A 12847-nucleotide genomic window follows, 5' to 3' on the forward strand; every position below is an offset into this window, starting at 1 on the left:
CTGGGCAGTCCGCCAGAGGGTGAAAGAGAGGGACCGATCGGGGTGGATCGCCGGTGATCCACCGGCACTCCGATCAAGCTGCCTGAATCATCAACGACCGGTCCGACAGACGAACGCACCGCCCTGCGCGAGGGCTCCCCGCGGGCGTACTGTTCACCCCGTCGCTCTCGCCGGAGCACCGTCCACCGTGTCGAAGGATTCGCATGCTCCCCACCGCTCTCGACCGCGATCCACGCCTGGACCGACCGTGGCCCGCCCTGTGGTCGATCGTGCTGGGCTTCTTCATGATCCTCGTCGATACCACGATCGTGACCGTGGCGATCCCGCGCATGCAGGCGGACCTCGGGACCGACCTCGCTTCCCTGCTGTGGGTGACCAGCGCGTATCTGCTCGCCTACGCGGTGCCGCTGCTGATCACCGGACGTCTCGGCGACCGGCTCGGGATGAAGTCGATGTACATGGCGGGCCTGGCGGTGTTCACCGCGGCGAGCCTGTGGTGCGGGCTGTCCGGCAGCGTCGAGATGCTGATCCTCGCCCGCGTCGCCCAAGGCCTGGGCGCGGGCATGATGACCCCGCAGACGATGTCCATGATCACCAGGATGTTCGCTCCGAAGGACCGTGGCCAGGCGCTGGCGCTGTGGGGTGCGACTGCGGGGGTCGCCACCCTGGTGGGGCCGATCGTCGGCGGGCTGCTGGTGGACGGGCCCGGCTGGGAGTGGATCTTCTTCGTCAACGTGCCCGTCGGGATCATCGGTCTGCTGCTGGCCTGGCGGAACGTGCCTCGTTTCGCGCGGCGGGCGCACTCCTTCGACTGGGTCGGCGTGGTGCTTTCCGCCGCGGGGCTGTTCCTGCTGGTGTTCGGGATCCAGGAGGGCAACAGCTACAGCTGGGGTTCGATCACCGACTCCTTCAGGATCGGCTCGTGGGATACCCAGGTGCCGATCAGCGTGCCTGGCCTGATCGTCGCCGGGATCATGTGCATTGCGGCTTTCCTCATCTGGCAGGCGCTGAACCGGCGGGAGCCCCTGGTGCCGCTGTCGCTGTTCCGCGATCGGAACTTCTCCGTCGCCAACATCGCCATCGCCTTGATGGGTGCGACCGTGCTCACCCTGTCCTTCCCCATCACCCTGTACTTCCAGCGGGTGCTGGGCATGTCCCCCACCGAGGCTGCGCTGATGACGGCGCCGATGGCGGTGGTCTCCCTCGTCCTCGCGCCCGTAGTGGGAAAGAACATGACCCGGTACAACCCGCGCTGGATGGCTGTGGGCGGCTTCGCCTCGCTCACCGCAGGTCTGTTCTGGCTCTCCGCGCTGATGACGCCCGACGCGTCGATCGTGCTGTTGCTGATGCCCTTCCTGCTGGTGGGTCTCGGCAACGCGCTGATCTGGGGGCCGTTGTCGCTGACGGCGACCCGCAACTTGCCTCCGTCGCAGGCCGGAGCGGGATCCGGGGTGTACAACGAGACCCGCCAGGTCGGTTCGGTGCTGGGAGCGGCGGGGATCGCGACCGTCATGAGCGACCGCATCACCGTGCGCTTCAGCGAAGTTGTCGGGGGTGATCCTGGGGCGGCGATATCCTCCGGAGGTGGCTCCTCGAGCGCAGACCTGCCACCGCTCCTGCTGGAGCCCTTCGCCTCTGCCATGGCGGACGCGATGCTGCTTCCGGTGATGCTGTCGCTGGTGGGCGTGCTCGTGTCCTTCGCGATCGGCAAGCCGGTGGATTCAGGGGCGTGGGAAGAAGACGCCTGAGCAAGCCGTTGCGCGGACGTACCTGGTCAGCGTTCAGGAGGTGCGGCTGTCCACAGGCGCTGCGCCTGGGTCACCGCCCCGTGGCCCACCCGAATACAGTGGCGGTCATGACCTCTTCGCGCGCCGCCGATCCGCTCTCCGCACTCCGTGAGGGTGAAGCCGGGCAGGGGGACGCAGCGCTGGAGATCCTCTCGACCGTCTTCGGCTATGACTCCTTCCGCGGCGATCAGGCCGCGATCATCGAGCAGGTCGCCCGCGGTGGGGACGCGGTGGTGCTGATGCCCACCGGTGGCGGCAAGTCGCTGTGCTACCAGATCCCCTCACTGCTGCGCGAGGGAACCGGCATCGTGGTCTCGCCGCTGATCGCGCTGATGAGCGACCAGGTCGCGGCGCTCGAGGCCGTCGGCCTCCGCGCCGCCTACCTGAACTCGACCCTGGACTTCCATGAGGCGCAGGCGGTCGAGCAGCAGCTGCTGGCCGGTGAGCTGGACCTGCTGTACATGGCGCCCGAGCGACTGGTCCTCCCCCGCACCCAGGAGCTGCTGCACCGAGCCCGGCTGGCTTTGTTCGCGATCGACGAAGCGCACTGCGTCTCGCAGTGGGGGCACGATTTCCGTCCCGACTACCTGGGACTGTCGGTGCTCGCCCAGGCCTTCCCCGCCGTGCCGCGGATCGCGCTGACCGCGACCGCCACCGAGGCCACCCATCGCGAGCTCACCGAGCGGCTGCAGATGCAGGAGGCGGAGCACTTCGTCTCCAGCTTCGACCGTCCCAACATCCAGTACCGCATCGAGCCCAAGGCCTCGCCCCGCGAGCAGCTGCTGCGGCTGATCACCACCGAGCACGAAGGCGAATCCGGCATCGTGTACTGCCTGTCCCGCAAGAGCGTGGAGCAGACCGCCGAGGCGCTGGTCGCGCGGGGCATCCCGGCGCTGCCGTATCACGCGGGTCTCGATGCGGCGGTGCGCCAGGACCACCAGGAGCGGTTCCTGCGCGCCGATGGCCTGATCATCGTGGCGACCATCGCCTTCGGGATGGGCATCGACAAGCCCGACGTCCGCTTCGTCGCCCATCTCGACCTGCCCAAGTCGATCGAGGGCTACTACCAGGAGACCGGCCGTGCGGGCCGCGACGGGCAGCCCTCCACCGCCTGGATGGCCTACGGCCTGGGCGATGTCGTCAGCCAGCGCAAGTTCATCGACACCGGAGAGAGCAGCGAGCTCTTCAAGCGCAATGCCCGTTCCCACCTGGACGCGATGCTCGCCCTGTGCGAGACGGTCTCCTGTCGCCGCGTGCAGCTGTTGAGCTACTTCGGCCAGGAGGCGGATTTCGAGGCCTGCGGGAACTGCGACACCTGCCTGAACCCGCCGCAGACCTGGGACGCCACCGTCGCCGCGCAGAAGCTGCTCTCGGCACTGATCCGGCTGGAGCGTGAGCGGGGCCAGAAGTTCGGCTCCGGGCAGGTCGTCGAAGTGCTGCTGGGACGGGAGAACGAGCGCTCCGGCCAGTCCCGCCACCAGGAGCTGAGTGTCTGGGGCATCGGCGGCGAGCTCAGCGAGAAGGAATGGCGCACAGTCATCCGCCAGCTCCTGGCCCGCGGCATCGTGGAGGCCGAGGGCGAGTACGGGGTGCTGGTCCCCGGGCCCCAGGCCGGCCCGGTGCTGCGCAGCGAGGTCACCGTCGAGCTCGCGGTGGACCGCACCCCGAAGCGCCCCGCACGCGGAGGCGGCCGACGCACTGCCGGCGCCTCCCGTGCGGCCGACAGCCTCGAGCCGGCGCAGCGGGAACGCTTCGAGGCGCTGCGCACCTGGCGCACCGCCGTGGCCTCGGCGAAGCAGATCCCGCCCTACATGGTGTTCTCCGACGCCACCCTGGTGGGGATCATCGAAGCCCGCCCGGAGTCGGTCTCTCAGCTCGGAGCGGTCAGCGGCGTCGGCGCGAAGAAGCTCGCCGAGTACGGGGAGGACGTGCTGGGCGCGCTGACGGGGCCTGCGGCGGACTGAACGAGCGGGTTGAACGGGCTGGTTGAACGAGCGGGTTGAACGGGCTGGGCTCCGAACGTCGCACCTCCGCGGGAGACTGTCCCCATGAGCTACGAATGGGTGCGCGGCACCTGCCCGCGCTGCGGCACCGACCAGGTGCTCCACCACGAGATCGGCATGCCGATGCTCGAGGCCTACGAGTCCTCCCCGTCATGGGTGATCTGGGAAGGATGCACGGGCCTGGGCCCGGACCGGGAGTGCCAGGACTGCGGGCACGCCTGGCAGTCCGGCGACGTCGGCTTCGCCGAGGAGCCCGAACCCTGGTATGACTCGCGCACGGACGAGGAGCATCCCGGCGCTCCCGCGCCGCTGCGCGTGGTCGGTGCGGTGATCGTGCGTGGCGACCAGATCCTCGCCGCCCGTCGCGCACCGGGCAGGAGCGCGGCAGGCCTCTGGGAGTTCCCCGGCGGGAAGGTCGAGCCGGGCGAATCCCCGCAGCAGGCCCTGCGCCGGGAGGTGCGGGAGGAGATGGGCGTCGAGGTGGAGATCGGGTGGCTGATCGGCCGTGGTGAGGCTGACGCCGGTGACCGCGACCTCCACCTGGACTGCTATTGGGCGCGTCTGGAGGCGATGGAGCCCGTCAGCAGCACCGATCATGACCGGTGGGAGTGGGTGGACCGTACCCGTCTGCAGGACCGCGACTGGGCGGGCCCCGACGTGCCGATCGTGGAAGTCATCGTCGGCGGGGCCGTGCCGCGGTTCCGGACCGGCTGAACCCGCAGCCCGACCGCGAGCTCACCCGAGCGTGCCCGGAATCATCCGAGCGTGCCCCGCCCCCACTGCGCCTGGAAGGCCTCGCGCCGCTTCTCCTGCTCGATCGGATCGGGCACCGGCAGCGAGGCGATGAGCTTGCGCGTGTACTCGTGGGTGGGCCTCTGCAGCACATCCGGTCCGTGGCCGTCCTCGACCAGGTCTCCGCGGAAGAGCACCCCGATGCGGTGGGCGAGGGAGTCCACCACCGCGAGGTCGTGGCTGATGAACAGCGCGGCGAAGCCCAGCCTCGACTGCAGCTCGCGGAACAGGTCCAGCACCGTCGCCTGCACGGAGACGTCCAGGGCGCTGGTCGGCTCGTCGGCGATCAGCAGCTCGGGATCGAGCACCAGGGCGCGGGCCAGGGAGATGCGCTGGCGCTGACCGCCGGAGAGCTCATGGGGGTATCGCTCGGCGTAGGCGCCGGGCAGCTCGACCGCCTCCAGCAGGGAGCGCACCCGCTTGCCGCGCTCCGCCGGGCTCAGCTGCTGCTCGTGCACGATCAGCGGTTCGGCGATGCACTGCTCGATGGTCAGGTGCGGGTTGAAGGAGGTCGCCGGGTCCTGGAAGACGAACCCGATCCGCCGGCGCAGGGGCTTGAAGGCCTTCTCCCGCATCCCGTTCATCTCGTGGCCCAGCACGCTCAGGCTGCCGCCGCTGGTGCGTTCGAGTCCCGCGATCGCGCGGCCGATGGTGGTCTTGCCGGAGCCGGACTCCCCCACCAGGCCGTACACCTCACCGGCGCGGATCTGGAAGTCCACGCCCTTGACCGCGCGGAAGGCGGGCTTGCCCATCCGTCCCGGATACTCGATGACGAGGTCCTTCGCGACCACCACCGGCTCCGCGGCCTCGATCGTCTGCTGCTGCTCGGTGCTCAGCGCGGTCCAGGCCGAGTTCCGGCCCAGGTGCGGCACCGCGGCGAGCAGCTTCTGGGTGTACTCCTCACGGGGGCTCTCGAACAGCTCCTTCACCCCGGCCCGTTCGATGATCCGCCCGCGGTACATCACGGCGACGGAGTCGGCGAGATCCGCGACCACGCCCATGTTGTGGGTGATGACGATGATCGAGGTCCCGTGGCTCTCCCGGATGTCGCGCAGCAGACCGAGGATCTCGGCCTGCACGGTGACATCCAGCGCCGTGGTGGGCTCATCCGCCACGATCAGCTCGGTGCCGAGCGCGAGCGCCATCGCGATCATGATGCGCTGCTTCTGCCCGCCGGAGAACTCGTGAGGGTAGCGGTCGATCCGCTCGGCTGCGTCCGGGATCCCCACTGATTCGAGCGCGCGGACCGCTTCGGCGCGGATCTCCTTCCTGGTGATCTTCGGGCGGTGCGCGCGCAGCCCCTCGCCGAGCTGCCACCAGATGGGGAAGACCGGGTTCAGGGCGCTGCTGGGCTCCTGGAAGATCATTGAGACGTCCTCGCCGCGCAGGGCGCGCATGCGCGCGGCGGACAGTCCCACCAGATCGGTGCCCGAGACGATCACGGCGCCGGAGGACTCCGCCGTCTCGGGGAGCAGCCCCAGCACGGCGCGCGCCGTCACGGACTTCCCCGACCCGGACTCGCCGACGATCGCGAGGATCTCCCCGGGGGCGACCTCGAGGCTCACCCCGTCGACCGCGTGGACGTCCCCGGCGTCGGTCGCGAAGCGGACATCGAGATCCTGGATCGCCAGGCGCGGATCCTGGTTCTGCGTGGCGGTCATGCCGTCACCTGCTTCTGCACATTCCTGCGCTGCTTGCGGCGGCGGCGGCGGGTGCGCAGGCGCGGGTCGTTGAGGTCGTTGATGGACTCGCCCACGAGGGTCACACCGAGCACAGCCAGGGCGATCGCGATGCCCGGGAACATCCCGGTCCACCAGATCCCGCTGGTCGCATCGGCCATCGCACGGTTGAGGTCATAGCCCCACTCGGAGGCACTGGTGGGCTCGATCCCGAAGCCCAGGAACCCCAGCGCCGCCAGGGTGAGGATCGACTCCGAGGCGTTCAGCGTGAAGATCAGCGGCAGGGTACGGGTGGCGTTGCGCAGCAGGTGCGTGCCCATGATGCGGCGGTGCCCGGTGCCCACCACCTTCGCGGCCTCGACGAACGGCTCGGCCTTCAGCCGCACCACCTCGGCGCGGATCACCCGGAAGTACTGCGGGATGAACACCACGGTGATGGAGATCGCGGCGGCCGCGATCCCGCCCCAGGCGTTGGACTGCCCGCCGGAGATCACGATGGACATGACGATCGCGAGCAGCAGGGAGGGGAAGGCGTAGACCGCGTCGGCCACCATCACCAGCAGCCGGTCCAGCCAGCCTCCGACATATCCGGAGAGCAGCCCCAGGGCGACTCCGATGAACAGGGAGGCGGCGACCGCACAGGCCATCACCGCGACCGCGGTGCGGGTCCCCCAGATCACCCTCGAGAGCACATCGAAACCGGTGACGGTGGTGCCCAGCGGATGCGCGGCCGACGGCGGCTGCTGGGTGCCGAAGCGGGTCCCGTCGACTCCGGTCTCGGCGAAGCCGTAGGGCGCGAGCAGCGGGGCGAACAGGGCGGTGAGCAGCAGGATGCCGACCAGCACGGTGCCGGTGAGCAGCATGCCGCGCTGCAGGCCGACGCTGCTGCGCAGGTGGCTGATGATCGGCAGTCGCAGGTACCAGGGGGTCCCCCGTCGGGCGGCGACGGCGCCTGCCTCAGCGGCCAGGGCGGTCGCGGCCGGATCACCCTCGCCGACGGGTTCGGGGTTCGAGAGCGTCATCGCAGTTCCTCACTCATCTCAGTACCTCACTCGCGGGTCGATGAGCGCGGCGATCACGTCGACCACGAAGTTCGAGACCGCGACGATCACGGCGAGCAGCATGACGATCCCCTGCACGGCGACGTAGTCGCGGGCCTTCATGTACTCGGCGAGCATGTAGCCCAGGCCGTTCCACTCGAAGGTGGTCTCGGTGAGCACCGCACCGCCGAGCATCAGCGCGACCTGCATGCCCATCACGGTGATGATCGGGATCAGCGCCGGTCGCAGCGCATGCCGGGTGGTCAGCCGGCTCTCGGCCACACCGCGGGAGCGCGCCGATTCGATGTACTGCATCTCCTGGGTGCCGATCATGTTCGTGCGCACCAGGCGCAGGAAGATGCCGCCGGTGAGGATGCCGAGCGCCACGGCCGGCAGGATCGCGTGCCGGACCACATCGCCCAGCAGCTCCATGTCACCCAGTCGCAGCGCGTCCAGCAGGTAGAGCGGAGTGGGGTTCAGGATCTTGCTCATGGTGATCTGCCCGCCGGTGGACAGCCTCCCGGCCACCGGCAGCCAGCCCAGTCCCACGGAGAACACGAGCTTCAGCAGCAGACCCACGAAGAACACGGGAGTGGCATAGCCGAGGATCGCGATGATCCGCAGCACCGCGTCGGGCCAGCGGTCCCGGGTGCGGGCCGCGACCATCCCCAGCGGCACGCCCAGCAGCAGCGCCACCACGAGGGCGTACATGACCAGCTCAAGGGTGGCCGCCCCATAGGTGGTCAGCACCTCGGAGACCGGGGTGTTGTCGGAATAGGTGGTGCCGAAGTCTCCGCGCAGCACCCCGCCGAGATAGTCGAAGTACTGCACGATGAGCGGCCGGTCATAGCCGGCCGCTGCACGGCGCTCGGCGAGCTCAGCGGGGGTGAGGCGCCCGCCGAGAGCCGCCGTGAGCGGATCCCCGGTGATCCTCATCAGGAAGAACACCATCGTCATCAGGATGAAGATGGTGGGGATGATGAGGAGGAAGCGGACCAGGATGTAGCGGCCGAGACCGCCCCCCGACCCTCGCCTGCGCGGGTGCCGGGGGGCCTCGTCGACCTCGGTCTCGAGGGCGGTGCTCACTTCGAGATCGGCGAGATGCGGAACTTGAAGGAGGAGTCCAGGGTGACGCCCTGGACCGTTGCGGTCGAGACCGCGATCTGGGCGCCCTGCAGCAGCGGCAGGGTCGAGATCTCCTCGGCCACGAGGTCCTGGATCTCCACGAACAGCGCCTCGCGCTCCGCCGGGTCCTGGGTGCCGCGCTGGGTCGAGATGAGCTCGTCGACCTTCGGGTTCGTGTAGTGGTTGACCAGGAAGTTCTCCGTGGCGAAGAAGGGCGAGAGATAGTTGTCGGCATCCGAGTAGTCCGGGAACCAGCCCAGCTGGTACGCCGGGTAGACGTCGGTGGTGCGGTCCTTGGAGTACTGGACCCATTCCGTGGACTGGAGGTCGACGGCGAACAGGCCGTCGGCCTCGAGCTGGTTCTTCACCGCGGCGTATTCGTCGCCCGACGACGCACCGTAGTGGTCCGGGTTGTACTGGAGGCTGAGCTGCACCGGGATCTCGACGCCCGCGTCCTCGAGCCGCTTCCGGGCGCGATCGGCGTCGGGGCCGCCCGCGCCGTCGCCGTAGAGGTCCTGGAACTGGGTGCCGGAGCCCGGCAGCCCCTCGGGGATGTACGAGTACAGCGGGGTGTAGGTGCCGTTGTAGACGGTCTCCGAGATCGCGGTGCGGTCCAGCAGATCCGCGACGGCCTGGCGGACGGCCTTAGCCTTGACCGGGTCAGGATCCTCGGTCGCCTCCCCGTAGGGGTTGGTCTTGAAATTGAACACGATGTAGCGGATCTCGCCGCCGGGGCCCTCATGGACGGTGACGGCATCGTCGGACTGGAGGTCGGCGATGTCGGTGGCGGACAGCGAGCGCCACACGCAGTCGATGTTGCCCTCCTGGATGTCCAGCTTCATGTTGTTCTGGTCCGCGTAGTAGGACATCACCACGCTCGAGGTGGTGGGCGTGCCGAACAGGCCCTTGTAGTCGGCGAAGGCCTCGAAGGTGACCAGCTCGTTGATCTTCCAGCTGGTGATCCGGTAAGGGCCGGAGAAGGCGTCGGCGGCGACGATCTCGTTGTCCGCCAGCACGGCGTCGGCCGGGAACACCTCGGCGTCGACGATCGGCCCCACGGGGCTCGTCAGCACATACGGGAAGGTCTGGTCATTGGGTTCCTTGAGATGGAACTCGACGGTGAGATCGTCGATGATCTCGACCTTCTCAAGGTTTCCCAGCAGGCTCGAGGGGCCGTTGGGGTCTGCGATCGCGAGCTGACGGTCGAAGCTGTGCTTGACGTCCTCGGTGGTCAGCTCGTTGCCGTTGGCGAAGGTGAGGCCTTCCTGGAGCTTCACGGTGAAGACCGTGTCGCTGGTGAACTCCGCGGTCTCCGCGAGGTCGGGCTCGGGCCTGCCGTCCTCCGAGCCGATCGAGGTGTTCAGCAGGTAGGAGTAGCACTGGGTCCACACCGTCGAGGAGCCGTTGTCATATGCGGCCGCCGGATCCAGGGCGGTGACCTTGTCGGTGGTGCCGACGGTCAGCTCCCCGCCGCCGCCACCTGCGTCGGAGCCGCCGGAGCCGCCGCCGTCCTCGGCGGTCTGGGCGCAGGCGGTCAGCAGCACGGGCACACCGGCCATCGACAGCAGCACGGCGCGGCGCCTGGGGGTGAAAGCGGCATCGAACATCGGATCCTCCTGGGGATGAGGGAGGCGCCGCGGAAGCCACGGCGTCGTGGACGGGACCCTCACATGTGACGTGGGGCACCGCTGGTTCTCTGCAACCTAACAGCGTCGCGTCGCGACACCTATGTCTGCCACCGGCATGGCGTCCCCCGTGACTGAACCGTGACCGGACCGCTCAGGCCTCGTTCCACCACCGCAGCACCCGCAGCCCCTGCAGGGTCAGCCAGGGCGAGGGCTCGCCGATGGGCACGTCGACCTCGAACCAGACTTCGCCCGGGAGGGCATGCTGCTGCAGCCAGGTGCCGTCGCGCTGCTGAGCAGCCTGGACCAGCTCCGCCGCCTCCAGCATCCGCGGATCGCGGCGCCCGGCGAGCCGGAAGTGCTCCAGGGCGCGCAGGGCGGAGTAGATGTGCCGCGGCGGGTAGAGGAAGTGGTCCACCCAGGGGCCGACGAGCTCACCCGTCGTGCGCCGCCGGGTGAGGTTCCGCTCGAGCAGGTACTCCTCCCCGGCCGCCCGCGCTGCGCGGGTCGCCCCGGTGCCGCCGGTGGCCTGCTCGTGGAGCAGCAGGGCCCGCAGGGCGTTGAGCGTGGAGTGGAAGCTCGCGCGTCGCGAGCCGTTCTCCGCTTCGCAGTTCCATCCGCCCTCCTCCATCTGATGGGAGACGAACCAGCTCACGAGCGGCTCGACCTCGGCGCCGAGCCAGAGACCGTTGGCGAGGGTCATCGCGTTGATGCAGACGTCCACCTCCCCGCCCCAGTACGGCAGGGAGGTGTCGTACTCCCAGCGGGCGTGCTCGGCGAGCCTCGTCGCGGTGCCCCGTGCACGCAGCGGCGCGGCGTCCATGCCCCATTCGCGCAGCGTGGTGAGCGACCAGGTGGTCGCGGTCCACGGCTGGCCGGGCAGATCCTGGTTCGCCGGGTCCTCGAAGAAGCCGGCGGGGAAGAACGCGCCGCCGGCCCACATCCCGGTGACCGGGTCCTGGTGGGCGAGCAGCGCGGCGCCGAACCCCTCCTGGGAGATCCGGTCGCGGGTGGCCCGCCACGTCTCCTCCGGAGCATCGAGCAGATCGCGCTGGACCTGCCAGCGCAGAGCGGGATCGGTGTCCAGGAGCCAGGGGATGACGTCATCGGGGGTCATCACCCGATCCTCCTCGCGAACAGCCGCGCGGACAACCCCGCGCCCGGCCTAGGGTGCGCCCATGCTCCGTCCTCTCACCGCCGGGATCGTGTCCGGCCTGGTCGCCTTCACCAGCTCCTTCGTGGTGGTGCTGACCGGGCTGCACGGGGTGGGCGCCTCGGCGGGGCAGGCGGCCAGCGGGCTGCTCGCGGTGAGCGTCGGGATGGGGCTGGCCTCGATCCTGCTCGCCTCGTGGACCCGGCTTCCGATCACGATCGCCTGGTCGACACCGGGTGCGGCGCTGTTGGCGACCACCGGCGCGGTCGAGGGCGGCTGGCCTGCCGCAGTGGGCGCGTTCCTGCTGGTGGGCGTGCTGGTCGTGCTCACCGGGCTGGTGCGTCCGCTGGGGCGGCTGATGGCTCGCATCCCCACCTCGATCGCACAGGCGATGCTCGCCGGGGTGCTGCTGCAGCTGTGCCTCGGCCCGGTGCTCGGGGTGGCGGCGAATCCGCTCGCGGTGTTGCCGGTGGTCCTGGTCTGGGTGATCGCCCAGCGGGTCGCTCCGCGCTGGGCCTCCCCGCTCGCCTTCGTCGCCGCCGCGGTGGTGATCGGGGTGGAGATGGCTTCCTCCGGGGCGAGCCTCGCCTCGATCCCGCTGCGGCCGGTGGTCGAGCTCACCGCGCCGGTGCTGACTCTCGGCGCAGTGCTGGGGATCGCCCTGCCTCTGTATCTGGTCACGATGGCCTCGCAGAACGTGCCCGGGGTCGCGGTGATGAAGGGTCTGGGCTATGAGGTGCCGTGGCGGCGCACGATGGTGGTGACTGGGCTCGGGAGCCTCGCGACGGCTCCGGCCGGCGGGCACGGGATCAACCTGGCCGCGATCACCGCCGCGCTGGCCGCTGGTCCGGAGGCCGGCGAGGACCGGGATCGGCGCTGGATCGCGAGCGTCACCTCGGGGGTGCTGCTGGTCCTGCTCGGGCTCGGCGCCGCCGCCTGTGCGCAGCTGATCGCGCTGGCACCCGTGGGCGTGATCCCGGCGGTGGCGGGCCTGGCGCTGATCGCGACCTTCGTGGTCTCCCTGCGCGCCGCCCTCGAGGAGCGCTCCGAGCAGCTGCCGGCCGGAGTGACAGTGCTGATCGCGGCGTCGGGCATCTCCGCGGGAGGGGTCAGCGCGGCGTTCTGGGCACTGCTGGTCGGTCTCGCGCTGCGGGCCCTGCTGCGTCCGCGCAGTCGTCGACAGCACGGCTGAACGGTGCAGAGGTCATAGCGGGTAGGGGCCGAACCTCGACCAGGCCACGAACACCGAGCAGAGGGCGAGCACGATCGAGGGCAGTGCGGCGCGAGGACCGTCCCCACGCCGGATGTGCACGAGCGCGGCGAAGACCATCGTGATCGCCAGGCCCGCTGCCGCCAGCGGGACCAGAACCGTGGCGAACCCGGTCAGCGCCGGAATGATCAGACCCAGGGCTCCGAGGATCTCGAGCACGCCGATCCCACGGATCACGATCTGCGGGAAGTCCTCGACATAGGGCGTGCGGTTGATCTGCTGGTCACGCGTACCGATCAGCTTCGCGATGCCCGCCCCGAGGAACACCACGGCGAGCACGAAGGCGAGGATCCAGAGCAGCAGGTTCATGGGAGGTGCCTCCTTCGACGGGGACCTTCAGTATCCCCCTGCGACGTGGCGCGTGTCACGGTTT

The 12847-nt window shown here is 69.7% G+C and carries 10 protein-coding genes; 4 read left to right on the forward strand and 6 right to left on the reverse strand.

The annotated features are described in order from the left end of the window. The first annotated feature begins 203 nt into the window (after positions 1-203). The 3 genes from ACT3T9_RS15055 to ACT3T9_RS15065 all read left to right on the forward strand — a co-directional run bounded on the left by ACT3T9_RS15055 (position 204) and on the right by ACT3T9_RS15065 (position 4504). Positions 204-1748: a DHA2 family efflux MFS transporter permease subunit gene (locus ACT3T9_RS15055; RefSeq protein WP_444606927.1), complete on the forward strand. Its 1545-nt coding sequence runs from the start codon at positions 204-206 to the stop codon at positions 1746-1748. Positions 1749-1855: 107 nt separating this feature from the next. Continuing rightward, positions 1856-3751 (forward strand): DNA helicase RecQ, encoded by a 1896-nt coding sequence (gene recQ, locus ACT3T9_RS15060; RefSeq protein ID WP_444606928.1) that lies wholly within the window; start codon positions 1856-1858, stop codon positions 3749-3751. 84 nt (positions 3752-3835) lie between these two features. Then, positions 3836-4504, forward strand: a complete 669-nt coding sequence (locus ACT3T9_RS15065; protein ID WP_444606929.1) for a (deoxy)nucleoside triphosphate pyrophosphohydrolase — start codon at positions 3836-3838, stop codon at positions 4502-4504. 41 nt (positions 4505-4545) lie between these two features. On the opposite strand, the gene ACT3T9_RS15070 is transcribed toward ACT3T9_RS15065, so the two are convergent. From ACT3T9_RS15070 to ACT3T9_RS15090, 5 genes are all read right to left on the reverse strand, one after another. After that, positions 4546-6243, reverse strand: a complete 1698-nt coding sequence (locus ACT3T9_RS15070; protein WP_444606930.1) for an ABC transporter ATP-binding protein — start codon at positions 6241-6243, stop codon at positions 4546-4548. Continuing rightward, entirely contained in the window at positions 6240-7283 is a 1044-nt protein-coding gene (locus ACT3T9_RS15075; RefSeq protein WP_444592337.1) for an ABC transporter permease, read from the reverse strand. The genes ACT3T9_RS15070 and ACT3T9_RS15075 overlap by 4 nt, the downstream gene beginning before the upstream one ends. 18 nt (positions 7284-7301) lie before the next feature. Then, positions 7302-8387 carry an ABC transporter permease gene (locus ACT3T9_RS15080; RefSeq protein ID WP_444606931.1) on the reverse strand — a complete coding sequence of 362 codons (1086 nt, stop codon included), beginning with the start codon at positions 8385-8387 and terminating at the stop codon, positions 7302-7304. Then, positions 8384-10033, reverse strand: a complete 1650-nt coding sequence (locus tag ACT3T9_RS15085) for an ABC transporter substrate-binding protein (protein ID WP_444606932.1) — start codon at positions 10031-10033, stop codon at positions 8384-8386. Before ACT3T9_RS15085 ends, ACT3T9_RS15080 begins: the two co-directional genes overlap by 4 nt. Before the next feature lie 172 nt (positions 10034-10205). Continuing rightward, positions 10206-11168, reverse strand: a complete 963-nt coding sequence (locus tag ACT3T9_RS15090; RefSeq protein WP_444606933.1) for a squalene cyclase — start codon at positions 11166-11168, stop codon at positions 10206-10208. A 61-nt stretch (positions 11169-11229) separates the two neighbouring features. Here ACT3T9_RS15090 and ACT3T9_RS15095 point away from each other — a divergent pair, with 61 nt between their 5' ends. Next, the gene (locus ACT3T9_RS15095) at positions 11230-12396 is read left to right on the forward strand and encodes a benzoate/H(+) symporter BenE family transporter (RefSeq protein ID WP_442332185.1); all 1167 of its coding nucleotides are present in this window, start codon (positions 11230-11232) and stop codon (positions 12394-12396) included. A gap of 12 nt (positions 12397-12408) precedes the next feature. Here ACT3T9_RS15095 and ACT3T9_RS15100 read toward each other — a convergent pair whose 3' ends face one another. Next, the gene (locus ACT3T9_RS15100; RefSeq protein WP_345079460.1) at positions 12409-12783 is read right to left on the reverse strand and encodes a DoxX family protein; all 375 of its coding nucleotides are present in this window, start codon (positions 12781-12783) and stop codon (positions 12409-12411) included. Between the last annotated feature and the right edge of the window lie 64 nt (positions 12784-12847).

The sequence above is a fragment of the Brachybacterium sp. AOP29-B2-41 genome (genome assembly GCF_052378395.1).
GTDB lineage: Bacteria > Actinomycetota > Actinomycetes > Actinomycetales > Dermabacteraceae > Brachybacterium.

Coding starts and splice junctions, on each gene's coding strand:
- ACT3T9_RS15055 (WP_444606927.1), top strand. CDS start 204: ATGCTCCCCACCGCTCTCGACCGCGATCCACGCCTGGACCGACCGTGG.
- recQ (WP_444606928.1), top strand. CDS start 1,856: ATGACCTCTTCGCGCGCCGCCGATCCGCTCTCCGCACTCCGTGAGGGT.
- ACT3T9_RS15065 (WP_444606929.1), top strand. CDS start 3,836: ATGAGCTACGAATGGGTGCGCGGCACCTGCCCGCGCTGCGGCACCGAC.
- ACT3T9_RS15070 (WP_444606930.1), bottom strand. CDS start 6,243: ATGACCGCCACGCAGAACCAGGATCCGCGCCTGGCGATCCAGGATCTC.
- ACT3T9_RS15075 (WP_444592337.1), bottom strand. CDS start 7,283: ATGACGCTCTCGAACCCCGAACCCGTCGGCGAGGGTGATCCGGCCGCG.
- ACT3T9_RS15085 (WP_444606932.1), bottom strand. CDS start 10,033: ATGTTCGATGCCGCTTTCACCCCCAGGCGCCGCGCCGTGCTGCTGTCG.
- ACT3T9_RS15090 (WP_444606933.1), bottom strand. CDS start 11,168: ATGACCCCCGATGACGTCATCCCCTGGCTCCTGGACACCGATCCCGCT.
- ACT3T9_RS15095 (WP_442332185.1), top strand. CDS start 11,230: ATGCTCCGTCCTCTCACCGCCGGGATCGTGTCCGGCCTGGTCGCCTTC.
- ACT3T9_RS15100 (WP_345079460.1), bottom strand. CDS start 12,783: ATGAACCTGCTGCTCTGGATCCTCGCCTTCGTGCTCGCCGTGGTGTTC.